The following is a 23,079-nucleotide window of genomic DNA, read 5'->3' as shown; positions in this document are numbered from 1 at the left end:
CCCGGGTCCCGCAGGCCCAGGGGACCCACGGGTCCGGGAACCACACACCGCACCGCTGAGAGGTTGGAGCATGCCGGACGACGCCCGCGACGCCGCGGAGGAGGAGTCGGCCTTCTCGCACCCGCCCGTCGCCCCCGACGCCACCGCCGCCTACGGCGACCACCCCGACCAGGTCGTCGACTTCTACGCACCGCGGGGCGGCGAGGAGTCGGCCCCGCTCGTCGTCGTCCTGCACGGCGGCGCGTGGCGGGCCCCGCACGACCGGCGGCACCTCAGCCCGTTCGCGGACTTCCTGGCCGGGCGGGGTTTCGCCGTGGCGAACGTCGAGTACCGGCGGGGCACCCCGCTTCCGGCGCAGGGCGGCACGGGCCCCGTCGCGGGGCGCTGGCCCGACACCTTCGACGACATCGCGGCCGCACTCGACGGCATGCCCGGACTCGTCCGGGAGGCGCTGCCGGGGGCGGACGCGCGCCGCACGGTGGTCACCGGCCACTCGGCGGGCGGCCAGCTGGCCCTCTGGGCCGCCGCCCGCCATCTGCTGCCGGCCGACGCGCCCTGGCACCTGGACCGGCCGGCCCCGCTGCGCGGTGTGGTGGCGCTGGCCCCGATCGCCGACCTGACGGTCGCGCGGAAGCTGGACGTCTGCGCCGGAGCCGCGCTCCAGCTGCTGGGAGGGGAGGCGGGGTTCGGGGAACGGCAGCCGTACGCCGACCCGGCCCTGCTCCTCCCGACGGGGATCGCCACCACGCTGGTGCAGGGCAGGACCGACGCCGTCGTGCCGCAGGTGGTCGCCGAGGCGTACGCGGAGGCGGCGGCGAAGGCCGGCGAGGTGGTGGGACTGACGCTCCTGGAGGACGTGGGCCACTTCCCGCTGATCGACCCGGCGGCCGACGCGTGCGCGGTGGTGGCGGAGGAGATCGCGCAGCTGGCCTGGTAGACCCCGCCGGGCCTTGGCGGGCCTCGGCGGGCCTCGGCGGGCCTTGGCGACCTCGGTGGACCCTGACGGACCTCGGCGGACCTCGGCGGACCCTGACGGACCTCGGCGGACCCCGGTGGTCGGGAAGGCGGGGGCAGGTAGTACCTGAGAGGGAGGCCGAAGGACCCTTCTCACTGGTGACGACCGCCGCCCCGCCTCCGCCTACCGTTCTGTACGTGACCGAGACGACCCAGATACAGACGCAGCCGACATCGCCGGGCGGTGACCGGCCGCGCAGCCCCGAGTTCCAGCTCGCGCTGGACGCGTCGCAGGGGTTGCGGCAGGACCTGTTCCACGACGCCTTCGCCTACCGCCCGCTCCCGGAGAGGCGGGTGGACGGCCCCGTCGTCCGGCGGCTGCCGCCCCGTCTGCGGGAGCGGGCCGCCCGCCTCCCGCACGCCCTGGTGGTGCTCGCCGGCCTGGTGGCGTTCCTCATCTCCCTCGCGGGCAACGGCGGCGGCGACCTGCCGCAGTTCCTGACCGGCCTCCTGTCACTGGGCGCGATCTCGCTGACCCTGCTCAGGCCGGTCGGCGCCTTCTGGGTCTCCCTCGCGCTGACACCGCTCTGCGCGCTGTTCGAGGCCGGCGGGGGCGGCGACTGGCCCTGGCGGCCCGGCGCCTTCGCGACCCACCTGATCGTGCTGACGGTCGTGGCGATGCGGACCAGGCCGCGCACCGCGGCGTGGATGTGGGCCCTGACCGCGGCCTACGGCCTCTTCGTGGAACTCCTCTTCGGCGGCTACTACTACGCGAACACCATGCCCTTCCTGTTCGTGAGCGCGCTGGCCCTGCTGGTCGTCACGGTGTGGCACGTGCGCCGCGAGGCCGCGCAGGAGGTGACCGCCCAGCAGACGGTGACCGCGCACGAACGCTCCAGGCGGACCCTCCTGGAGGAGCGCACGACGATCGCCCGCGAGCTGCACGACGTGGTCGCCCACCACATGTCGGTGGTCGCCATCCAGGCGGAGGCCGCGCCCTACCGCGTGGAGAACCCGCCGCCGGAGCTGGAGCAGGCGTTCAAGGTGATCAGGGAGAACGCGGTCGTCGCCCTCTCCGAGCTGCGCCGGGTGCTCGGTGTCGTACGGGCCGAGGACTACGCGGCCCCGGACGCCCCGCAGCCCCGGCTCGCGGACCTGGACCGCCTCCTGGAGAACGTCCGCGACGCGGGCCTGCGGGTGGACAGGACGGTCACGGGCGCGGTGCGGGAGCTTCCGCAGGGCGTCGAGCTGTCCGCCTACCGCATCGTCCAGGAGGCGCTGAGCAACAGCCTGCGCCACGCGCCGGGTGCCGCCGCCACGGTCGAGGTCAGCTATGTGCTGGGCGGGCTCGGGCTGCGGATCGTGAACGGTCCGGCGACCGGGCTGGTCAAGCCGTCACCGGGGGCCGGGCACGGCATCACGGGGATGCGGGAGAGGGTGTCGATGCTGGACGGGGAGATGACGGCGGGAGCGACGGACGACGGGGGCTACGAGGTGGCGGTCTTCCTGCCGGTCCCGACGGCCGCGGCGGCGACGGAGGACCCGGCATGACCATCCGGGTGCTGATCGCCGACGACCAGATGATGGTCCGCGAGGGGTTCTCGGTGCTGCTCGGCGCGATGCCGGACATCGAGGTCGTCGGTGAGGCGGTCAACGGCCGGGAGGCGGTCGAGCGGGTCCGGGAGCTCACACCGGACGTCGTCCTGATGGACATCCGGATGCCGGAGATGAACGGCATCGAGGCGACGCGCGAGATCGTGGCGGCGGACGGCGCGGCGAAGGTGCTCGTGCTGACGACGTTCGACCTCGACGAGTACGTGTACCAGGCGCTGCGCGCCGGGGCGTCGGGCTTCCTCCTCAAGGACGCCTCGGCCCGGCAGCTCGCGGACGGGGTGCGGGTGGTCGCCGCGGGCGAGGCGCTGCTGGCCCCCTCGGTGACGAAGCGGCTGATCACGGAGTTCTCGAAGATCTCCGAGGAGCCCCGCGTCCCGTACGCCGCGCACGCGGCGTACGGCGAGCTGACCGAGCGCGAGACGGAGGTCCTGGTGCTCATCGCCCAGGGCCTGTCCAACGCGGAGATAGCCACCCGGCTGGTGGTGGCCGAGTCCACCATCAAGACCCATGTGAGCCGCATCCTGGTCAAGCTGGGCCTGCGGGACCGCACCCAGGCGGCGGTCTTCGCGTACGAGGCCAGACTGGTGACACCGGGCTGACCGCTGACCGCCGGCCGCCGGCCGCGCCCCCGCGGGACGCGGCCGACGCGGCCCGTGGAGCGCCCCCGCGGAAAGGGAGGGCCCTGTCCGGACGGGTGCACCCCCGGCTAGCGTCCCCCCATGGCAGCCACCGACCTCCCGAAGTCCTTCGACCCCTGGGACCAGACCTTCCTGGAGGACCCGTACCCCGCGTACGCGGAACTCCGCGCCCGCGGAAGGGTCCACCACTACGAACCCACCGGCCAGTGGCTGGTCCCCCACCACGCGGACGTGTCGGCGCTGCTGAGGGACCGCCGGCTGGGCCGCACCTACCGGCACCGGTTCACGCACGAGGACTTCGGCCGGACGGCGCCCCCGCCCGAGCAGGAGCCGTTCCACGTGCTGAACGACCACGGGATGCTCGACCTGGAGCCGCCGGACCACACGAGGATCAGACGGCTGGTGTCGAAGGCGTTCACCCCGAGGACGGTCGAGCGGCTGCGGCCGTACGTGGAACGGCTGGCGTCCGAGCTGGTCGGCGGCCTGGTCGCGGCCGGCGGCGGCGACCTGCTGACGGATGTGGCCGAGCCCCTCCCGGTGGCGGTGATCGCGCAGATGCTGGGCATCCCGGAGTCCGAGCGGAGCCGGCTGCGGCCCTGGTCGGCGGACATCTGCGGGATGTACGAGCTGAACCCGTCCCGGGAGACGGCGGAGCGGGCGGTACGGGCCTCGGTGGAGTTCACCGAGTTCCTGCGGGAGCTGATCGCCGTGCGGCGCGGGGAACCCGGGGACGACCTGGTCTCGGGGCTGATCGCGGCGTACGACGAGGGGGACCGGCTCACCGAGCAGGAGATGATCTCGACGTGCGTGCTGCTGCTCAACGCCGGCCACGAGGCGACGGTGAACGCCACGGTGAACGGCTGGTGGGCGCTGCTGCGGCACCCCGGGCAGCTGGCGGCGCTGCGCGCGGACCGGGGGCTGGTGAGCGGGGCCGTGGAGGAGCTGATGCGGTACGACACCCCGTTGCAGATGTTCGAGCGGTGGGTGCTGGACGACATCGAGATCGACGGGACGGTGATCCCGCGGGGGAGCGAGGTGGCGCTGCTCTTCGGCTCCGCCAACCACGACCCGGCGGTGTTCGCCGAGCCGCAGGTCCTGGACCTCTCCCGAGGCGAGAACCCGCACATCTCCTTCAGCGCGGGCATCCACTACTGCATCGGCGCGCCGCTGGCCCGTATGGAACTCGCGGCGTCCATGCGGGCACTGCTCGACCGGGCCCCGTCGCTGCGGCTCGCGGCCGAACCCGAGCGGAAGCCGAACTTCGTGATCCGCGGCCTGGAGGCTCTGCACGTCGAGGTGTGACACCGGGAACGGCCCGACGCCGCGGACACCCGCGACGCCCCTGACCGGGCCCGCCGGGCGGATGGCCGACCGGCCGGTCGGTGGCCCGAGCGGGGCCGGTCGCCTGCCGCAGGCCGTCGGTGTCCCGCCGGGCCGGGAGCGCGGACGGGAGCGCCGGAGAGCCCGAGGGCCCACCCTGCCGGGCCTACCCCGGCAGGGTGAGCCCCCACGCCCTCTCCCGTACCACCCACGTCCGGGTCCGCACCGGTCCTCCCACCACCGCGTCCGCCCGGTACCGGAAATCCGCCCCGGACACGGTGACCGTCCGGGCCACCGCCTCCAGCGGCACGGCCTCCGCGCCGACGGAGGCCGGCCGCACCTCGACCCGCGCACCGCCCCCGGCACCCTCCGGCGTGATCGACACGCCCGCCACGGGCTGGTCCAGGTCGACGAGTATCCGGCCGTCGACCTCGACCCGCAGCCGGGCGGGCCCGGGAGCGGAGGGCGCCGCGCCGCGGGCGGGCCGCGACGCGAGCGTACGGACGAGGGACCGGCAGGTACGGAGCCAGTGGGGGTGGTGCTGCGCCCCGTCGCCCCCGCCGCCCCCACCGACTCCGTACGTGCCGGTCCCGTCACGGCCTTCCGCGCCCCCGCCCGACGGCGGTATCCGCAGCGCCCCCAGCACCACCCCGTCGCTGTCGTCCACCAGCAGGTCGAGCCGCCGCTCGGAGCCGTCGAGCACGGCCCGCGCCGCCGCGACGGCCCCCGTCGGCACCCCCAGGGCCCGCGAGAGCGACACCGCCCCGCGGCCCGCGCCGACCGGCACCAGGGACAGCGCACATCCGGCCAGCTCGCGCCGCCGGTGCAGCAGCGACACGGCGCGCAGCAGCGCCCGGTCGTCCCCGATCACGACAGGCCGCCGCGACCCCCTCCGGGCCAGTGCCCGGTCGAATTCCTCGGGCCCGTCGGGGAGGCACACCTTCATCGTCGCACCCGCGCTGAGCACGTCTTTCGCGATCCTTACCGCCTCACCGTCACCGCGACGGGCGACCGGGTCGATGACCACCAGGAGCTGGTCGGAAGTCGCCACCTCGGTCATGCCTCGCTTCCTCGGGTAGCATCTTTGTGCAAGAGCCCCTTGCGCGATTGCGCCAGGGGCTTCGTCTATTCCGGGGCATCCGGTCCGACGGGTCGCGGCCAAAGGTGGTCGCGGGCGTACGCAGCCCTACCAGAAGCGGCCACGTACGTCCCCGACCTTGGACATGCCCCACCCGGAAGGGGTGTACGCGCGTGCCCGCACTTGTGCTGCTCGGTGCTCAGTGGGGTGACGAAGGCAAGGGAAAGGCCACCGACCTGCTCGGTGGTTCCGTGGACTATGTGGTGCGCTACCAGGGCGGCAACAACGCCGGCCACACGGTAGTCGTGGGCGATCAGAAGTACGCCCTCCACCTCCTCCCTTCCGGAATCCTCTCGCCGGGGTGCACCCCGGTCATCGGTAACGGAGTCGTTGTCGACCCGTCGGTCCTGTTCTCCGAGCTGAACGGGCTGAACGAGCGAGGCGTCGACACGTCCAAGCTCCTGATCAGCGGAAACGCGCACATCATCACGCCGTACAACGTGACGGTGGACAAGGTGACGGAACGCTTCCTCGGCAAGCGGAAGATCGGCACCACCGGCCGGGGCATCGGCCCCACCTACGCCGACAAGATCAACCGCGTCGGCATCCGCGTCCAGGACCTCTACGACGAGTCGATCCTGACGCAGAAGGTCGAGGCGGCCCTCGACGGCAAGAACCAGCTCCTCACCAAGGTCTTCAACCGCCGCGCGATCGAGACGGGCCAGGTCGTCGAGGAACTGCTGACCTACGCGGAGAAGCTGCGCCCGTACGTCGCCGACACCGTCCTGGTGCTCAACAAGGCGCTCGACGACGACAAGGTGGTCCTCTTCGAGGGCGGCCAGGGCACGCTGCTGGACATCGATCACGGCACGTACCCCTTCGTGACGTCGTCCAACCCCACCGCGGGCGGTGCCTGCACGGGCGCGGGCGTCGGCCCGACGAAGATCAACCGGGTCATCGGCATCCTGAAGGCGTACACGACCCGGGTCGGTGCGGGCCCGTTCCCGACGGAGCTCTTCGACGAGGACGGCGAGGCGCTGCGCCGCATCGGCCACGAGCGCGGTGTCACCACCGGCCGCGACCGGCGCTGCGGGTGGTTCGACGCGGTCATCGCCCGGTACGCGACGCGCGTCAACGGCCTGACCGACTTCTTCCTCACCAAGCTCGACGTGCTCACCGGCTGGGAGGAGATCCCGGTCTGCGTCGCGTACGAGATCGACGGCAGGCGCGTCGAGGAGCTGCCGTACTCGCAGAGCGACTTCCACCACGCGAAGCCGGTCTACGAGACGCTGCCCGGCTGGTCGGAGGACATCACGAAGGCCAAGACCTTCGCGGACCTCCCGAAGAACGCCCAGGCGTACGTGAAGGCGCTGGAGGACATGTCCGGCGCCCCGATCTCCGCCATCGGCGTGGGCCCGGGCCGCACGGAGACGATCGAGATCAACTCGTTCCTCCGGTAGGACCGGTCCTGACGCCTTCCGGCGGCCGGCCCGCTCCAGGGCCGGCCGCCGGCCGTGTACCAGGTGCCGCGCATCCGACCTGCGAACCGGTCGGTGTGACCAATCTGTCCGCCATGAAGGAGCCAGGATGCTGCTGAGCTTCCGGGTGGCGAACGTCCGGTCGCTGCGCGACGAGCAGGAACTGTCGTTCGTCGCCCCCGAGGACGCCGAGGTGGAGCGAGCCGCCGCCCGTGAGACGGTGCTCTCCGACGGCCGTCGGCTCTCCGTCCACACCGCTCTCGGCGGGCAGATCCGGCTCACGGAGAAGGACGAGCGGGGAGCCACCGCACTGTCGTCGGTCGCCGACCGGGAGCCGACGCAGGAGGAGGACCTGACGGCCGCCTGCCTCGCGGGTTCCTTCGGGGCGGTGCCGAGGATGTCGACCGCTCGGAGCCGCCCTCATGTGAGTTCCTGATCCATGAGGCCGCGTTGAGGATGAGGTTCGGCGACCGGAAGGTTCTGCGCAGGCAGATCGACTACCTGCTGGAGCAGTCCGAGCGACCCGACATCAGCACGCGCGTCGTACCGTTCAGCGCCGGGGGGTTCGCGAGCGCTCACGCCGGGAGGCGCTGGCCCTCGCGCTCGACGGGATCGACGTCGGGCCCCGGGTGATCCACGGGCACCGGATCGGCCGGCCGGTCACGGCGAGCCCGATGGGAGTGGCGGCATGACGAACGCACCCCGGATGGACGTCAGCCGCGTACCCAGCAAGCCCGTACGGCGGGACGAGAGCGGCGCGCTCGTCGTCGACCTCTGGCTGAGCAGGGACGCCGAGTTCGCGTCGGACCTCTCGCTCGGCCTCACCCCCGCCGAGGCCGAGGTCCTCCACGCCCAGCTCTGCTATGTGCTGGACGACGAGACGGCCCACGTGATCACGCCCCCGTCGAAACTCCCCGGAGCTGGACGAGCTGGGGCGGAGGGTCTGGATGGGCGACCTCGTCGTCTGACCGCTGTGTTCCGCATCCGGAATACGGCGATCACCGTTCGAGACCGGACACCGTTCGAGACCGGGCACCTTCCCCGGGTGATCGGCGGGGCGCGGCTTCGGATCGCCGCCCCGGGGAGCCGGTCCCGGGGAGGGACCGGCTCGCGACGAGGCCGTGGACGGGCGCACGACGCCACGTGGAGCTAGCTGAAGACGATCATCGAGCCCTGTGCCAGGCTCCGGGTCGCCGCCGCGTGCAGGCCCAGCCAGACGTGCCGTTCGCGGGCGAACGGGCTGGCGTCGAAGGGGGCGGGGGCCGCCGGCTCCTCCAGCTCCGTCGGCGCCCTCGGGGGAGTGGGCGGGAGCGGCGGATTGGCGGGGTCGATGCCGATCGACGGGGCGACGAACTCCAGTTCCCGCAGCAGGGCGTGGGAGGAGCCGAGGGGGCCGCCCCCCGCGAGGAGTTCGTCGTTCGCCAGCGGATGCGGGAAGTCGACCGGGACGTACGCGCCCGCGTGGTCGTAGTGCCAGACCAGGTGGGACTGCTGGGCGGTCGTGTCGAACATCTCCAGCAGCTGCTCGTAGTCGCCGCCCAGTTCGCCGACCGGTGTCACCGGCAGCTGGCACACCTGCAGGAGGTACGCGCGGCGCAGGAAGTGCAGCGCGTCGTAGTCGAAGCCGGCGACCGGCGCCACGTCGCCGGAGAGGCCCGGCATGTACGCGTACACCGGTACCGGCGGGAGTCCGGCCTCGCCGAGGGCCTTGTCGTACAGCGCGAGTTCCTCGGCGAAGGGGTTGTCGGGGGTGTGGCACAACACGTCGACGAGCGGGACCAGCCACAGGTCACAGGCCAACTGAGAGCTCCTCGTTCAGCACGGTGGTCAAGGCAGCGTAATGGGTGGGGGCGCGGTCGGTCGTCCCCCTCGTGCGGACCGGATCCCCGGCCGGCCGGGCACCCGACCGGCCCCGGTCCTCGGGGGTCCGGCCGGGCCCGGCCGCGCTCAGTCCTTCGACAGCAGCTCGATCAGTGCCAGCGAGTGGGTGTTGTACGCGGCGACGATCCCGCGCGCCGCCGGGGCGTCGCGGCGCGCCAGCGCGTCCACGAGTTCCGTGTGCCCGGCCCACAGATGGCCCCGCAGGTCCTCGACCCGGCGCAGGTGCTGGACCGCGCACACCCAGGACTGGACGCGCAGCCGGTGCAGGAAGTCGGCGAGGTAGGGATTGCCGAACAGGATGCTGAGCTCGCGCCAGAAGCGCAGGTCGTAGCCGATGAGGATGTTCAGGTCGCCCGCCGCGGCGGCCCGCTGCGCCTCCTCGCCGCGGCGGCGCACCCCGGCGAGTGCGGCGGCGGTGCGCGGGTCGTCGGGGCGGGTGGCGTACGCGGCACGGGCGCCCCGGGTGGTGGCGGCCTCCGCGTCCAGGAGCCCGTGGAAGATGCTCTCCGTGACCAGGCTGCGGGCCTCGATCATGCCCCGGTAGTCGTTCAGCGAGTACTCGCGGACGCGGAACCCGCGGTGCTGGTCCGCGTCCAGGAGGCCCTGCGCCGACAGGTCGACCAGGGCCTCGCGGACGGGGGTCGCGGAGACGCCGTACTGCTCGGCGATCTCCTTGACCGTGAACTCCTTGCCCGGCTGGAGGCGCCCGGCCAGCACTTCGTCGCGCAGCGCGTCCGCGATCTGCTGCCGCAGGGTGCTGCGGGTCACGGCGGCACTGCCGCTACCGGTGCCGGTGCCGGGCATGGTCAGGTTCCTTCCCCCATCGAATGATTACTCGCTCATGTCTACGAGCCAGTCACCTTACGCGTTCGATGCGGGGCCGACCGGATTGTGTGGTTCCCCGATCACGCCGTGTGTTCGTCGGCCACGGAGAGGGCTTCGTCGAGCGCGGCCAGACCCTCCTTGGCCTCCGCCTCCGTGATGGTGCACGGCGGCGCGACGTGGGTGCGGTTCATGTTGATGAAGGGCCACAGGCCGCGCGCCTTCGCCGCGGCGCCGAACGCCGCCATGGGGGCGTTCGCCTCGCCCACCGGGTTGTAGGGGACGAGGGGCTCACGGGTCCCCCGGTCCCGTACGAGCTCCAGGGCCCAGAAGACGCCGGTGCCGCGCACCTCGCCGACGCTCGGGTGGCGCTGCGCCAGCTCGCGCAGCCCGGGGCCGAGGACGGTCTCGCCGATCCGGGCGGCCTGCCCGACGATCCCCTCCTCCTCCATCACGTTCAGGGTCGCGACGGCGGCGGCGCAGGCGAGCGGGTGCCCGGAGTAGGTGAGCCCGCCGGGATACGGACGCCGGGCGAACGTCTCCGCGATCGCCCCGGAGATGGCGACGCCGCCGAGCGGCACGTACCCCGAGGTGACGCCCTTCGCGAAGGTCAGCAGGTCCGGTACGACACCGGAGTGGTCGGCGGCGAACCAGCGGCCCGTCCGCCCGAAGCCGACCATGACCTCGTCCAGGACGAGGACGATGCCGTACTGGTCGCAGAGCGCGCGCACGCCCTCCAGGTAGCCCGGCGGCGGGATCAGGACCCCCGCCGTGCCCGGGACGGTCTCCAGGATGATCGCGGCGATGGTGGCGGGGCCCTCGAACGCGATGGTGTCGGCCAGGTGCTGGAGCGCGCGCTCGCACTCCTGCTGCTCGGTCTCGGCGTGGAAGGGGGAGCGGTAGAGGAAGGGTGCCCAGAACCGCACGACCCCGGCGGTCCCGGTGTCGCTCGCCCAGCGGCGCGGCTCACCGGTGAGGTTGATCGCGGCGGCGGTGGCCCCGTGGTACGAGCGGTAGGCGCTCAGCACCTTCGGGCGGCCGGTGTGCAGCTTGGCCATCCGGGTGGCGTTCTCGACGGCCTCGGCCCCGCCGTTGGTGAAGAAGATCTTGTCCAGGTCGCCCGGCGTCCGCCGGGCGATCAGCCGTGCCGCCTCCGACCGCGCCTCGATCGCGAAGGCGGGGGCGAAGGTGGTCAGCTTCCCGGCCTGCTCCTGGATCGCGGCGACGACCTTCGGGTGCTGGTAGCCGATGTTCGCGAAGACGAGCCCGCTGGTGAAGTCCAGGTACCGCTTGCCTTCGTAGTCCCAGAAGTAGGACCCCTCCGCACCGGCGACGGCGAGCGGGTCGATGAGTTCCTGGGCTGACCAGGAGTGGAAGACGTGCGCGCGGTCCGCGGCCTTCACGGCGGCGCCGGCCTGGGGATTGGGCTGAGGGGTCATGTGGCCAGAGCGTATGGGCCCGGGGTGCGGGACGCCATCGGCCCTCTGCCCACGGTGCGGCGGGGAACGCGGCCGCTTGTCGCGCACGGGTTACGTGTAGGGGGCAACTGTCGGCATACCGGGAGGTCTTTCCGCATGTGGAGCCCGCACGGCCCGCGAGGCCCCGGGCGACCCCTATTCTCCTCCCGGCAGCGTGCTGTCGGGAGAACGGCCCGGCGCAGACGGCACGGGTGCTGGAGCGGTTGACCCAAGCGACGGAGCGGACCACGGGAGTGGCTCCGGAACAGGCCCCGGAGCCTGCTCCGGAACCGGCCCCGGAGCGTGCTCCGAAACCGGCCCCGAAACCGGTCACCGGGAGGGCACCGGCTGTTACGGAACCGTGGACACCGCTCCCGCCACCCCTCCGTTCCGCTGCACTATCCTCCGGCTGTCGCACATGTACGGGGGAGGGCGGCGTTTCGATGGAGAAGCTCGGACCCGGGGATCCGCACCGGATCGGCGCGTACCGGCTGCTGGCACGGCTGGGCGCGGGCGGGATGGGCCGGGTGTACCTGGCGCGGTCCGACCGCGGCAGGACGGTCGCGGTCAAGCTGGTCCGCCGGGAACTCGCCGAGCGGGAGGAGTTCCGCGCACGCTTCCGCCAGGAGGTGCGGGCGGCCCGGTGCGTGGGCGGGCACTGGACGGCGCCGGTGCTCGACGCGGACACGGAGGCGGCGGTCCCGTGGGTCGCCACGGGCTATGTGGCCGGACCCTCGCTCCAGGAGGTCGTCGGCCGCGACCACGGCGCGCTCCCGGAGCGTTCCGTACGGATCCTCGCGGCCGGCCTCGCGCACGCGCTGAAGGACATCCACGCGGCCGGACTGATCCACCGCGACCTCAAGCCGTCGAACGTCCTCGTCACGATCGACGGCCCACGCGTCATCGACTTCGGTGTCGCCCGCGCGCTGGAGACGGTCACCGACGGCGGTCTCACCCGCACCGGCGCGCTCGTCGGCTCTCCCGGCTTCATGGCCCCGGAGCAGGTGCGCGGCGACCGGGTCACCCCCGCGTGCGACGTCTTCTGCCTGGGCTCGGTCCTGTCGTACGCGGCCACGGGCAGCCTGCCGTTCGGTTCGGCCGACAGCGGGGCGCACGCCCTGATGTTCCGTATCGCCCAGGAGGAGCCGGACCTGACAGGGGTTCCGGAGGGCACCGCCGACCTGGTCCGCCAGTGCCTGCGCAAGGACCCGGCCGCCCGTCCGACGCCGGACGACATCCTGCGGCGCACGGGGGCGGAGGACACGGTCGCGGACGGCCGCAGCCGCGACCCCTGGCTGCCGGGCACGCTGGTGGCACAACTGGGCCGCCACGCGGTGCACCTGCTGAACACGGAGGCTCCGGAGGAGCGGGGCGGGGAGCGGCGGGTCCCGGGGGAGAGGGCTCCGCAAGCGGGGTCCCTGCAGCCGGGACCTCCGCAGGCGGGGCCTTCACGGACGGGGCCCTCCGAGGCGAGGCCCCCGGAAGAGGCGGACGGCACGGCCGACGGGCCGGAGGCGTCCCGCCCCCACCACTCCTACCCCTCCTTTCCCCCCGGGGCTCCGCCCCCGTCCCCGCTCTCGCCCCCGCCCCCGGACGGGACCGTCCACCCCGATCCGCGGGGGACCGGGGGCGCGGAAACCCCGGCCCCTCTCCCCCCGGCAGGAACCGCAGGGACCCCCTTCGGCAACCTCCCCACCATGACCACGGGCATGCCCGGCCCCCTCTCCCCGGCCGGCCCACCTCCCGCCCACCCGGCCTACGGACACCCCGGCCACCGGCAGCCCCCCGCCTGGCCCACACCCCCGTACGGCCCGGGCACGGGCCCGGGCACGGTCCCCGACCCCGAGCCGCCCCGCAGGGGCACCCGCTCCACCGCCCTGCTGGTCGCCGTCGCGCTGATCGTCGCCCTAGGGGCGGGCGCCTCCGTGTACGCCCTGGTGAAGGACGACGACACCCGCGCCGGCACCGGACCCACCGAGAACCCGGCGACGGGCGCGCCCGTCACCCCCGGCCCCTCCACCCGGGGCCCTTCGACCCGCCCGCCCGGCACACCGCAGGGGACGCCGGCGGAGGGCGCGGTCCCCGCCGAGTACCTCGGCACCTGGACGGCGACCATCGACAACGACACGGGCCGCAACACCCGCCGGCTCACCGTCCGGCAGGGCGGGGTGGGCGACACGGTGCTCTCCCTCACGGCGGACGGCCCCGCGGGCGGCGGCACGTACCACTGCGTGTTCCGGGCGGCCCTCGCCGAGGACCCGGGCACCGGCGACCCCCTCCGGATCGGTCCGTCCGAGGTCACCGCCGGCGAACCGGCCACGTCCTGCTCGCCGGGCGCGGCGACGGAGCTGACCGTCCTGCCGGACGGCCGCCTGCGCCGCGTGAACACCGCCAGCGGCGAGGAGTTGACGTACACGAAGCAATGACGGCCACGAAGCGGTGACGGCCACGAAGCGGTAACCGTACGACCGCCCCTGAACAGCTGCTGAACTTCAGCCGTCGGCACCGCGATCCCACCCGTCCCGCTCGTACAGTGACCGCACCGTCGGACTCCGGGAGTGGTGGGGGCACCCAGTGGAGTGGCTCAGCGCAGAGAACGTGGTGGCCGTGGGCACGGCGGCCGTCGGCATCGTGGCCTCGGGGGTCATGGTCTGGTACGAGCGCCGGGTGCCGCGGCGCAAGCGCATCGGCTATCGCGTACAGATGGACAACCCGATAGGCGACGACGTCAGGCTCGGCCGTGCCAGCGTCCGGCTCGGGCTGTTCGACGAGGCGCCCGGCATGGCCGACGCGACGCTCGTCCTCCTGCGCATCGAGAACGACGGCTCGCAGAGCATCGCCGACATGGACTACACGGGACGCGAACCACACGGCCTGACGGCGGTGTTCACGGACCGCACGATCCGCGGGGTGTCGGTCACGCAGCCGGCCGAGACCGACCACCTGATGGACCACTTCACCCCGTCGAACGGGCTCGGCTACGAGCACAGCACTCTGCGCATCCCGCGCGTCCCGCTCAACCGCGGCGAGCACTTCAAGCTGCTCGTGCTGCTGTCGGGCGGCGACGTGGGCAGCGGCATACGGCTCATCGGCGGCATCCGCGACGGCGAGGTGCATCCCAACCGCAGCGCCACGCCGGACGAGAAACCGCCGCTGTTCAGCCGGGCCTCACGGCTGATCACCGGACTGCTCACCCTCTGCGTCCTCGCGCTCGCCGTCATCGTGGTGGCCCGCGACGACACCCCGCCGCCGATCGGCTGCGAGCAGGGCGGGCTGACGGTGACGGGCTCGACGGCGTTCGGGCCGGTGATGCGGGAACTGGCCGACAAGTACGAGGACGACTGCGAGGGCGCGTCGATCGACGTGGACCCGCACGGTTCCACCGCCGGGGTCCAGGAACTCGCGGCGCTGGGCGCGGAGTCGAAGGACGGGTCCCCGGCGGTGATCGCCCTCTCCGACGGCCCCAGGCCGAGCGGCCTGCGGGAGCTGCGCGAGACCCGGGTCGCCGTCTCGGTCTTCGTGCTCGTCGCCCACGAGGACCTCCCGGTGGGGGACCTCTCCACGAAGGACGTACGCCGCCTCTACAGCGACCAGGTCAGCAACTGGAAGCAGCTCGGCGGCCCCGACCTGCCCGTCCGTCTGATCAGCCGCGACGCCAACTCCGGTACGCGCAAGGTGTTCCAGCGCCGGGTCCTGGGCCGCAACGAGGGCGCCAACTACTCCTCCGACTGCCGGGACAAGGACTACCCCGCGGCCCCGGTCGTCCGCTGCGAGCTCTTCTCCACCGACCAGGTGCTCAGCACGGTCGCGCGCGTCCCCGGCTCCATCGGCTACAGCGAACTCAACCTCGCCACCGGCTACGAGGGGGTGCACCGCGTCACCCTCGACGGCCACGACCCGTCGGTCGAGGAGATCGAGCGCGGGGAGAGCGTGTACCCGTACCGGGAGATCGAGTACGCGTACACGTACGGCTCGCCGCCCGCCGACTCGCTGGTCTCCAGCTTCCTCACGTACCTCAGCCGGGGCAGCGGCCAGGACGTGGTCCGCACCCACGGCCACCTGCCGTGCGCGACCCCGGTGGGCCAGCGGCTCTGCGGGGCGGGCTGACGCCGCCCCGTCCGCTCCCTTGTCTGCGATTGACGCGTACACAACCATCAATCCATGCGACCCATGAGCCCGGACAGAAGCCCGGACAGAAGGACCGTGCTGGCCGCGACGGCGGCCGTCGGAGCCGCCTCGGTGGGTGCGGCCACGACCACGGCCACGACCGCGACCGCCGCCGGGGCGGACGCCGGGGCGGCCGGACCGGGCACGCGCCCGCCGGCCACCGCCCAGCCCCCCTCCCGCGAACTGCGCGCCCTCCTGGGGGAGATCGACCCCGCCCGCATCGAGGCCACCGTCCGCAAGCTCGTCTCCTTCGGGACCCGGCACACCCTCTCCACCCAGGACGACCCCGCCCGCGGCATCGGCGCGGCCCGTGACTGGATCCTCGCGCAGCTGCGCGCGTACGCCGCCGCGTCCGGGGGCCGGATGACGGCCGAACTCCAGTCGTACGTCCAGGAGCCCGCGCCCCGCGTCCCCACCGCCACCCGCATCACGAACGTGCTGGCGACCCTGCGCGGCTCGGTCACCCCGGAGCGGGTGTACGTCGTCTCCGGGCACTACGACTCCCGCGTCACCGACGTCATGGACGCCACCTCGGACTCGCCGGGCGCGGACGACGACGCGTCGGGCGTGGCCGTGGCGATGGAGCTGGCCCGGGTCATGGCGACCCGCCGCCCCGCCTCGACGATCGTCTTCGCGGCGGTGGCGGGGGAGGAGCAGGGCCTGTACGGGGCCGCGCACATGGCGTCGCGCTTCAAGGCGGCCGGTACGGACGTGCAGGGCATGTTCACCAACGACATCGTCGGCGCCTCGCGGGCGGACGACGGAACGAAGGACCCGTACACGATCCGTCTCTTCGCGGAGGGCGTGCCGACGTCGGAGACCCCGGAGCAGGCGGCCACCCGCCGCTCGGTGGGCGGCGAGAACGACTCCCCGTCGCGCCAGCTGGCCCGTTTCGTACGGGACACGGCGGACAACCCCGCGACGGGTATGCGCGTACGGGTGGTCTACCGCCGTGACCGCTACCGGCGGGGCGGTGACCACATCCCCTTCCTCGAACAGGGGTACGCGGCGGCCCGCTTCACCGAACCCGCCGAGGACTTCGCCCACCAGCACCAGGACGTGCGGGTCGAGGACGGCAAGCAGTACGGGGACCTGCCGGAGTTCTGCGACTTCCCCTTCATCGCCCGGGTCGCGCGGGTCAACGCGGCCGCGCTCTGGACCCTGGCCCAGGCACCGGCCGCACCGCGCGGCGCGAGGATCCTCACGGCGGCGCTGACGAACGCCACCGAGCTGGTGTGGACGCGGGGGACCGAGCCGGATCTCGCCGGGTACGAGGTGGTGTGGCGCGAGACCACCGCCCCCGAGTGGACGCACGTGATCCCGGTGGGCGACGTGACGTCCCACGAGGTGGACCTGTCCAAGGACAACGTCTTCTTCGGCGTCCGGGCGGTGAACGGGGCGGGCCTGCGGAGCCCGGTGTCGTTCCCCGCCCCGCAGACGTGAACGGTCTCCCGCCCCGCAGACGTGAACGGTCCCCCGCCCCGGACGGGCCGCATCCCCGCCCTGCCGGGCCCAGCCGACCTGCCGGGGTCCGGGCGGCCGCTGCCGCCTACCGGGGTTCGGGCGGTCGCTGCCGCGGCATGTTCGGCCGTGCCCCCGGCGGAAGCGGTGGCCGGGGCGGGACCGCCTCCCCCCGCGCGCCTCCGCCCGCACCCGCCTGGAAGACGACCGGCACGACCCCCGCCCGGAACTCCACCATCCAGTCCACGGTCTCCACCCGTACCAGCTCCGTCACGTCCTCGGAGAACCTCCGCAGCACCCCGAGACACCGCTCGGCGGCCTCCCCCGCCGTCCCCTCGGTGGGGCCGAGCACCTCCCGCACGCACTCGGCCGCCCAGTCGAACTGGAGTACCTGCAACCGGCGCTGCACGGCCTGGGCCGTCGCCACGTCCCTCATCCACCCGGAGGTCACCCCGAAGAAGCGGTCCCCCGCCACGCAGGCGACCGCGCCGAGCAGGGCCAGGTACCCCCAGGCGGTGCCCCCGCCGAGCACCCCGGCGAGGTCCAGCAGGGGCAGCGCGACCCCCGCAAGGGCCCCGACGACGGCCCCCGCCCGCAGCACCCGCGCGGCCCGCCGCTTCCACGCCCGGTCGGTGAGGTACCAGGACGCCGTGGCGAGCGCCCCCGCCTCCACCCACCGGTACAGCTCGTGGAGCCGCTCGGCCGGCTCGCCCCAGTCGCCCAGCGGGAAGGCCCGCCCTATCAGGTCGCCGGGCTCAGCCCCCCGGGGCGCGAGACCTGCCGGTCCGTTCTCACCCGACCCCTCGGGCTGCATGTCCGGCTTGCTCACCCGGCACTCCCTAATCGTGACGTTGCGTGACGGTAGCGCGGCATGCGGAGTCGGTGCGCCGCGTCTTTCCTACCCCCCGGCGGACGGCTGCGGCCGCCGTTTCCGGGCACTTCCGCCCGGACGTGGGTGTTGATCAGGTATAGGCCAACCCGCCCTCTCACCCGAAAGAGTGCTGAAGCGACGGCCCGGTAGACCACGTAGGCTCATCCCAAGGCGGAAAACCCGCCGGAGAGCCGTACAGGTCCGTGCCCGCACACAACGGGCACGACAGGCACGGCAGTCCCGTAGTCCCGCAGTCCCGCAGTCGTCCCGCAGTCGTACGGAACCAGGAGCTGATCGTGATTCCCGGTGGTGGCCAGCCCAACATGCAGCAGCTGCTCCAGCAGGCCCAGAAGATGCAGCAGGACCTCGCGAACGCCCAGGAGGAGCTGGCACGGACCGAGGTCGACGGTCAGGCGGGCGGCGGCCTGGTGAAGGCGACGGTGACGGGCTCCGGTGAACTGCGCGGCCTGGTCATCGACCCCAAGGCCGTCGACCCGGAGGACACCGAGACCCTGGCCGACCTGATCGTCGCGGCGGTCCAGGCGGCCAACGAGAACGCCCAGGCGCTCCAGCAGCAGAAGCTCGGCCCGCTGGCGCAGGGGCTGGGCGGCGGCAGCGGCATCCCCGGCCTGCCGTTCTAAGTCAACCCGGCGGTCCCTTCTAAGAAGACCGGCCGCCAACTACCGTACGTACGAAGAGAGCAAGCGCGACTACGGTACGTACCGATCGAGTGATCGAGCGGTCTGGTGATCGGGTGCCCGGGCGACCGGACACCCGGCCGGGTCGAAGCACGAACAGGTCGAAGCACGAACAGGAACAGGAAGGCAATCCGTGTACGAAGGCGTGGTCCAGGACCTCATCGACGAACTGGGGCGGCTGCCCGGCGTCGGTCCCAAGAGCGCGCAGCGGATCGCCTTCCACATCCTGCAGGCGGAGCCCACGGACGTCCGCCGGCTCGCGCAGTGCCTCATGGAGGTCAAGGCGAAGGTCCGTTTCTGCGCCACCTGCGGGAACGTGGCGCAGGAGGAGCTCTGCAACATCTGCCGCGACCCGCGCCGCGACCTCTCGGTCATCTGCGTGGTCGAGGAGCCCAAGGACGTGGTCGCCGTCGAGCGGACCCGGGAGTTCCGGGGCAAGTACCACGTACTCGGCGGCGCGATCAGCCCGATCGAGGGCGTGGGCCCCGACGATCTGCGGATCAGGGAGCTGCTGGCGCGGCTCGCCGACGGCGCGGTCACGGAGCTGATCCTGGCCACGGACCCGAACCTGGAGGGCGAGGCCACGGCCACCTACCTCGCCCGCATGATCAAGCCCATGGGGCTGCGGGTCACCCGCCTCGCCAGCGGGCTGCCGGTGGGCGGCGACCTGGAGTACGCCGACGAGGTCACCCTGGGGCGCGCCTTCGAGGGAAGGCGGCTGCTGGATGTCTGAGCGACCGTTTTCCGAACGGGTGTCCCCCGAACGGGTGCTCTCCGGACGACCGTTCCCCGGGCGGCCGGCCGATGTACGGAACGAAGTTCTTGACGAACTTCTCGACGGACTGTCCGGCGGAGTCTTTCCGACGGAGTTCTTGAGGAAGGCCGGCTTCTAGATGTCTGATGCCACGCTGCACGCGACCGCTCCGGATCCCGACGACTTCGCGGTCCAGATCGCGGACCAGATCGAGAGCTTCCTCGTCGCCGTGACCGAGGTCGCGAGAGGCGACGAGCCGGACTCGGCCGTCCCCTTCCTGCTCCTGGAGGTCTCCCAGCTCCTGCTGGCCGGCGGCCGCCTGGGCGCGCACGAGGACATCCTTCCCGACGAGCGCTACGAGCCCGACCTGGGCCCCGAGCCGGACGTCGACGAACTGCGCGAGCGGCTCGCCGAGATGCTCGACCCGGTCGACGTCTACTCCGAGGTCTTCGACCCGTACGAGCCCCGCAGGGCCCCGGTCCCGGCCCGTATCTCGGACGACCTGGCCGACGTCATGGCGGATCTGCGCCACGGCATGGCCCACTACCGCGCGGGCCGCACCACCGAGGCCATGTGGTGGTGGCAGTTCTCGTACTTCTCCAACTGGGGTTCCACGGCCTCGGCCACCCTCCGCGCCCTGCAGTCCCTGGTGGCCCACGTCCGGCTGAACCAGCCCCTCCAGGAACTGGACGGCCTGGACACCGACCAGGACCTCAGCGAGGACGCCCTCGCGGAGGAGGCGGGCCGCGTCATGGTCGAGGAGATCGCGGGCCCGCTGGGCCTGCGCCAGGTCAAGTAGCGCCCGGCGGCCGGTCTCCACCAGGCGGTGAACCGGTGCTCACCGGGCGGTGAACCGGTCCTCGCCGGGCAACGGATCGGCCATCACCGGACTGCAAACCGGTCCTCGCCGGACGGCAAATCTGTGACCAGGCGCACTTTGCGCGTGGGACGGGTCCGGGGTGGGCAGATGCGGGTGCGGTCCGGAAGTGATCGGGACCCGGCCCGGATGATCGGCTGGTGAGCGAGAAGTCTCACGATGCGGTATCACCCGGGTGGGAACCGGCTGCTCGTTAGACTGGGCCGACCGCGGTCGCGCGGTACGAGACGGACTGATCGAGGAGCGCACGTGGGCCTTGTCGTGCAGAAGTACGGAGGTTCCTCCGTAGCCGATGCCGAGGGCATCAAGCGTGTCGCCAAGCGAATCGTCGACGCCAAGAAGAACGGCCACCAGGTCGTCGTCGTGGTGTCGGCGATGGGTGACACGACGGACGAGCTGATCGATCTCGCCGAGCAGGTATCCCCGATCCCTGCCGGACGCGAGTTCGACATGCTGCTGACCGCGGGAGAGCGGATCTCCATGGCCCTGCTGGCGATGGCGATCAAGAACCTGGGCCACGAGGCCCAGAGCTTCACCGGCAGCCAGGCAGGCGTGATCACCGACTCCGTCCACAACAAAGCGCGCATCATCGATGTCACGCCGGGCCGCATCAGGACGGCGCTCGACGAGGGCAACATCGCGATCGTCGCCGGGTTCCAGGGCGTCAGCCAGGACAAGAAGGACATCACCACCCTGGGGCGCGGCGGTTCCGACACCACGGCCGTCGCCCTCGCCGCGGCCCTGGAGGCCGAGGTCTGCGAGATCTACACGGACGTCGACGGTGTGTTCACCGCCGACCCGCGGGTGGTGAAGAAGGCCCGGAAGATCGACTGGATCTCCTCCGAGGACATGCTGGAGCTCGCCGCCTCGGGCTCCAAGGTGCTGCTGCACCGCTGCGTCGAGTACGCACGCCGTTACGACATCCCGATCCACGTCCGCTCGTCCTTCTCGGGACTGCCGGGCACCTGGGTCAGCAACGAGAATCCGCAAGGGGACGCGCAGGTGGAGCACGCCATCATCTCCGGAGTCGCGCACGACGTCTCCGAAGCCAAGATCACGGTCGTCGGGGTCCCGGACAAGCCGGGCGAGGCCGCGGTGATCTTCCGCGCCATCGCGGACGCCGAGATCAACATCGACATGATCGTGCAGAACGTGTCCGCGGCCGCCACGGGTCTGACCGACATCTCCTTCACCCTTCCCAAGGCCGAGGGCCACAAGGCCATCGAGGCCCTGGAGAAGGCGAAGGGCGCGATCGGCTTCGACTCGCTGCGCTACGACGACCAGATCGGCAAGATCTCCCTGGTCGGCGCGGGGATGAAGACCAACCCGGGCGTCACCGCCTCGTTCTTCCAGGCGCTGTCCGACGCGGGCGTCAACATCGAGCTGATCTCGACATCCGAGATCCGCATCTCGGTGGTGACCCGCCAGGACGACGTCAACGAGGCCGTGCGCGCCGTGCACACCGCCTTCGGACTGGACTCCGACAGCGACGAGGCCGTCGTCTACGGAGGCACCGGACGATGAGCGTCCCCCCGTACGGAGGCGTACGCCGATGACCGGGCGGCCGGCGCTCGCGGTCGTGGGCGCGACCGGAGCCGTCGGCACGGTCATGCTCCAGATCCTGTCCCAGCACGCGGACATCTGGGGCGAGATCCGCCTCGTCGCCTCTCCGCGCTCGGCCGGCCGCAAGCTGGCCGTGCGCGGTGAGCAGGTCGAGGTGGTCGCCCTGACGGAGGATGCCTTCGACGGGATCGACGTCGCCATGTTCGACGTGCCCGACGAGGTGGCCGAGCGCTGGGCGCCGGTGGCCGCCGCCAAGGGTGCCGTCGTGGTCGACAACTCGGGTGCGTTCCGGATGGACCCCGAGGTGCCGCTCGTGGTGCCGGAGGTGAACCCGCACACCGCCCGGGTCCGGCCGCGCGGCATCATCGCCAACCCCAACTGCACGACGCTCTCCATGATCGTGGCCCTGGGCGCGCTGCACGCCGAGTTCGGTCTGCGCGAGCTGGTGGTCTCCTCCTACCAGGCGGTGAGCGGGGCGGGGCAGCGCGGAGTCGACACGCTGCGGCAGCAGTTGAAGCTCGTCGCCGGTACGGAACTGGGGACGGCCCCCGGCGACGTACGGCGGGCCGTGGGGGACAACACCGGGCCGTTCCCGGAGCCGGTGGCGCTGAACGTGGTGCCGTGGGCCGGGACCGTGCGCGAGGACGGCTGGTCCTCGGAGGAGATGAAGGTGCGGGACGAGTCCCGCAAGATCCTCGGTCTGCCGTCCCTCCCCGTCGCGGTCACCTGTGTACGGGTGCCGGTCGTCACCACGCACTCGCTGACCGTCCACGCCCGCTTCCAGGGGGAGGTGACGGTGGACCGGGCGCGGGAGATCCTCGCCACGGCCCCCGGGGTGGTGCTCTTCGACAATCCGGCGGCGGGGGAGTTCCCGACACCGGCCGACGTCGTCGGTACGGACCCGACCTGGGTGGGGCGGGTGCGGCGGGCGCTCGACGACCCGACGGCGCTCGAACTCTTCGTGTGCGGCGACAACCTGCGCAAGGGCGCCGCGCTCAACACGGCGCAGATCGCCGAACTGGTCGCTGCGGAACTGTGACCTGCCCGGGTGCCGGGGGCACCGCGGGCACGGGACGCGTCGGTGGCATGGGTGACGTCGGGCGATTCGCGACATGTCGGCCCGCTCAGGCAGGTTCGGGCGGGAAATCCTCTGGTCCTAAGCTGAATTATTTATAGGATCTGTACGACTTTCGTGGTTCGGTCGTGGGCGGGGCTGTGGTCCGTACCACTTTGACGCGAGCCTCTGGCGTTCGGCGACTTTCCTCCCCGTTCTCCGCAACCACGCGGAGGGCGGGGAGCGTCTTTGCGGTCGCCCTTCAGGGGTGACCGGACGCCACGTTCATATGGGGCATAGGGGATGAGCTTTTACGTATGAGGACATTTGGCGCACTGTCTGGCATGCAGTCCGACGTAAAAGCGATGTCCGTCGCGTACAACCCCGACGGG

21 protein-coding genes are annotated in these 23,079 nt (G+C 72.4%); 16 read left to right on the top strand and 5 right to left on the bottom strand.

The genetic code is table 11. The features are described 5' to 3' along the window. Positions 1–70 precede the first annotated feature (70 nt). The 4 genes from KM933_RS27155 (at position 71) to KM933_RS27140 (ending at position 4,508) form a co-directional block, all read left to right on the top strand. On the top strand, positions 71–937 hold the full coding sequence (locus KM933_RS27155) for an alpha/beta hydrolase (protein WP_221356799.1): 867 nt from the start codon (positions 71–73) through the stop codon (positions 935–937). 176 nt (positions 938–1,113) lie between these two features. Then, positions 1,114–2,505: a sensor histidine kinase gene (locus KM933_RS27150; protein ID WP_430727374.1), complete on the top strand. Its 1,392-nt coding sequence runs from the start codon at positions 1,114–1,116 to the stop codon at positions 2,503–2,505. After that, on the top strand, positions 2,502–3,167 hold the full coding sequence (locus tag KM933_RS27145) for a response regulator (RefSeq protein ID WP_221356796.1): 666 nt from the start codon (positions 2,502–2,504) through the stop codon (positions 3,165–3,167). The genes KM933_RS27150 and KM933_RS27145 overlap by 4 nt, the downstream gene beginning before the upstream one ends. Positions 3,168–3,287: 120 nt before the next feature. Next, a complete protein-coding gene (locus tag KM933_RS27140) occupies positions 3,288–4,508 on the top strand; it encodes a cytochrome P450 (protein ID WP_221356794.1) in 1,221 nt (406 codons plus the stop codon). 184 nt (positions 4,509–4,692) lie between these two features. On the opposite strand, the gene KM933_RS27135 is transcribed toward KM933_RS27140, so the two are convergent. Then, complete coding sequence (locus KM933_RS27135) at positions 4,693–5,586, bottom strand: diacylglycerol kinase catalytic domain-containing protein (protein WP_221356792.1); 894 nt, start codon at positions 5,584–5,586, stop codon at positions 4,693–4,695. 191 nt (positions 5,587–5,777) lie between these two features. Here KM933_RS27135 and KM933_RS27130 point away from each other — a divergent pair, with 191 nt between their 5' ends. The 4 genes from KM933_RS27130 to KM933_RS27115 all read left to right on the top strand — a co-directional run bounded on the left by KM933_RS27130 (position 5,778) and on the right by KM933_RS27115 (position 8,235). Continuing rightward, the gene (locus KM933_RS27130; RefSeq protein ID WP_221356782.1) at positions 5,778–7,064 is read left to right on the top strand and encodes an adenylosuccinate synthase; all 1,287 of its coding nucleotides are present in this window, start codon (positions 5,778–5,780) and stop codon (positions 7,062–7,064) included. Between the two features lie 127 nt (positions 7,065–7,191). Next, positions 7,192–7,518, top strand: a complete 327-nt coding sequence (locus KM933_RS27125; protein WP_221356829.1) for a hypothetical protein — start codon at positions 7,192–7,194, stop codon at positions 7,516–7,518. 20 nt (positions 7,519–7,538) lie between these two features. Then, entirely contained in the window at positions 7,539–7,715 is a 177-nt protein-coding gene (locus KM933_RS27120; RefSeq protein ID WP_260334211.1) for a Scr1 family TA system antitoxin-like transcriptional regulator, read from the top strand. Between the two features lie 55 nt (positions 7,716–7,770). After that, positions 7,771–8,235 (top strand): hypothetical protein, encoded by a 465-nt coding sequence (locus KM933_RS27115; protein WP_221356780.1) that lies wholly within the window; start codon positions 7,771–7,773, stop codon positions 8,233–8,235. Here the strand turns inward: KM933_RS27115 and KM933_RS27110 are convergent. The 3 genes from KM933_RS27110 to KM933_RS27100 form a co-directional block, all read right to left on the bottom strand. Beyond that, positions 8,232–8,882 (bottom strand): hypothetical protein, encoded by a 651-nt coding sequence (locus KM933_RS27110; RefSeq protein WP_221356778.1) that lies wholly within the window; start codon positions 8,880–8,882, stop codon positions 8,232–8,234. The genes KM933_RS27115 and KM933_RS27110 overlap by 4 nt on opposite strands. A 147-nt stretch (positions 8,883–9,029) precedes the next feature. Beyond that, a complete protein-coding gene (locus tag KM933_RS27105; protein ID WP_221356776.1) occupies positions 9,030–9,767 on the bottom strand; it encodes a GntR family transcriptional regulator in 738 nt (245 codons plus the stop codon). Between the two features lie 101 nt (positions 9,768–9,868). Next, the gene (locus KM933_RS27100) at positions 9,869–11,224 is read right to left on the bottom strand and encodes an aspartate aminotransferase family protein (RefSeq protein ID WP_221356774.1); all 1,356 of its coding nucleotides are present in this window, start codon (positions 11,222–11,224) and stop codon (positions 9,869–9,871) included. A 461-nt stretch (positions 11,225–11,685) separates the two neighbouring features. Here KM933_RS27100 and KM933_RS27095 point away from each other — a divergent pair, with 461 nt between their 5' ends. The 3 genes from KM933_RS27095 (at position 11,686) to KM933_RS27085 (ending at position 16,852) form a co-directional block, all read left to right on the top strand. Then, positions 11,686–13,668, top strand: coding sequence for a serine/threonine-protein kinase (locus KM933_RS27095; RefSeq protein ID WP_221356772.1), 1,983 nt, complete (start codon positions 11,686–11,688; stop codon positions 13,666–13,668). 148 nt (positions 13,669–13,816) lie between these two features. Beyond that, positions 13,817–15,349 (top strand): substrate-binding domain-containing protein, encoded by a 1,533-nt coding sequence (locus KM933_RS27090; RefSeq protein ID WP_221356760.1) that lies wholly within the window; start codon positions 13,817–13,819, stop codon positions 15,347–15,349. Positions 15,350–15,412: 63 nt separating this feature from the next. After that, positions 15,413–16,852, top strand: a complete 1,440-nt coding sequence (locus KM933_RS27085) for a M20/M25/M40 family metallo-hydrolase (RefSeq protein WP_221356759.1) — start codon at positions 15,413–15,415, stop codon at positions 16,850–16,852. A gap of 106 nt (positions 16,853–16,958) precedes the next feature. Here the strand turns inward: KM933_RS27085 and KM933_RS27080 are convergent, their stop codons facing one another. Further along, positions 16,959–17,699: an SLATT domain-containing protein gene (locus tag KM933_RS27080; protein WP_308013562.1), complete on the bottom strand. Its 741-nt coding sequence runs from the start codon at positions 17,697–17,699 to the stop codon at positions 16,959–16,961. Between the two features lie 338 nt (positions 17,700–18,037). Between KM933_RS27080 and KM933_RS27075 the strand changes: the two genes are divergently transcribed. From KM933_RS27075 to KM933_RS27055, 5 genes are all read left to right on the top strand, one after another. Beyond that, the gene (locus tag KM933_RS27075; RefSeq protein ID WP_107018119.1) at positions 18,038–18,382 is read left to right on the top strand and encodes a YbaB/EbfC family nucleoid-associated protein; all 345 of its coding nucleotides are present in this window, start codon (positions 18,038–18,040) and stop codon (positions 18,380–18,382) included. A 190-nt stretch (positions 18,383–18,572) separates the two neighbouring features. Next, the gene (recR, locus tag KM933_RS27070; RefSeq protein ID WP_189773119.1) at positions 18,573–19,172 is read left to right on the top strand and encodes a recombination mediator RecR; all 600 of its coding nucleotides are present in this window, start codon (positions 18,573–18,575) and stop codon (positions 19,170–19,172) included. Between the two features lie 160 nt (positions 19,173–19,332). Next, positions 19,333–19,992, top strand: coding sequence for a DUF5063 domain-containing protein (locus tag KM933_RS27065; protein WP_221356757.1), 660 nt, complete (start codon positions 19,333–19,335; stop codon positions 19,990–19,992). A 327-nt stretch (positions 19,993–20,319) separates the two neighbouring features. After that, positions 20,320–21,594 (top strand): aspartate kinase, encoded by a 1,275-nt coding sequence (locus tag KM933_RS27060; RefSeq protein ID WP_173894436.1) that lies wholly within the window; start codon positions 20,320–20,322, stop codon positions 21,592–21,594. Between the two features lie 28 nt (positions 21,595–21,622). Continuing rightward, on the top strand, positions 21,623–22,672 hold the full coding sequence (locus tag KM933_RS27055) for an aspartate-semialdehyde dehydrogenase (protein ID WP_221356755.1): 1,050 nt from the start codon (positions 21,623–21,625) through the stop codon (positions 22,670–22,672). The last annotated feature ends 407 nt before the right edge of the window (positions 22,673–23,079 follow it).

The sequence above is a fragment of the Streptomyces beigongshangae genome, assembly GCF_019710745.1.
GTDB lineage: Bacteria > Actinomycetota > Actinomycetes > Streptomycetales > Streptomycetaceae > Streptomyces > Streptomyces beigongshangae.
The sequence above is the reverse complement of the archived record's forward strand: the minus strand, read 5'-3'. Positions and strand labels throughout refer to the sequence as shown.

Coding starts and splice junctions, on each gene's coding strand:
- KM933_RS27155 (WP_221356799.1), top strand. CDS start 71: ATGCCGGACGACGCCCGCGACGCCGCGGAGGAGGAGTCGGCCTTCTCG.
- KM933_RS27145 (WP_221356796.1), top strand. CDS start 2,502: ATGACCATCCGGGTGCTGATCGCCGACGACCAGATGATGGTCCGCGAG.
- KM933_RS27140 (WP_221356794.1), top strand. CDS start 3,288: ATGGCAGCCACCGACCTCCCGAAGTCCTTCGACCCCTGGGACCAGACC.
- KM933_RS27135 (WP_221356792.1), bottom strand. CDS start 5,586: ATGACCGAGGTGGCGACTTCCGACCAGCTCCTGGTGGTCATCGACCCG.
- KM933_RS27125 (WP_221356829.1), top strand. CDS start 7,192: ATGCTGCTGAGCTTCCGGGTGGCGAACGTCCGGTCGCTGCGCGACGAG.
- KM933_RS27120 (WP_260334211.1), top strand. CDS start 7,539: ATGAGGTTCGGCGACCGGAAGGTTCTGCGCAGGCAGATCGACTACCTG.
- KM933_RS27115 (WP_221356780.1), top strand. CDS start 7,771: ATGACGAACGCACCCCGGATGGACGTCAGCCGCGTACCCAGCAAGCCC.
- KM933_RS27105 (WP_221356776.1), bottom strand. CDS start 9,767: ATGCCCGGCACCGGCACCGGTAGCGGCAGTGCCGCCGTGACCCGCAGC.
- KM933_RS27100 (WP_221356774.1), bottom strand. CDS start 11,224: ATGACCCCTCAGCCCAATCCCCAGGCCGGCGCCGCCGTGAAGGCCGCG.
- KM933_RS27095 (WP_221356772.1), top strand. CDS start 11,686: ATGGAGAAGCTCGGACCCGGGGATCCGCACCGGATCGGCGCGTACCGG.
- KM933_RS27085 (WP_221356759.1), top strand. CDS start 15,413: ATGAGCCCGGACAGAAGCCCGGACAGAAGGACCGTGCTGGCCGCGACG.
- KM933_RS27065 (WP_221356757.1), top strand. CDS start 19,333: ATGTCTGATGCCACGCTGCACGCGACCGCTCCGGATCCCGACGACTTC.
- KM933_RS27055 (WP_221356755.1), top strand. CDS start 21,623: ATGACCGGGCGGCCGGCGCTCGCGGTCGTGGGCGCGACCGGAGCCGTC.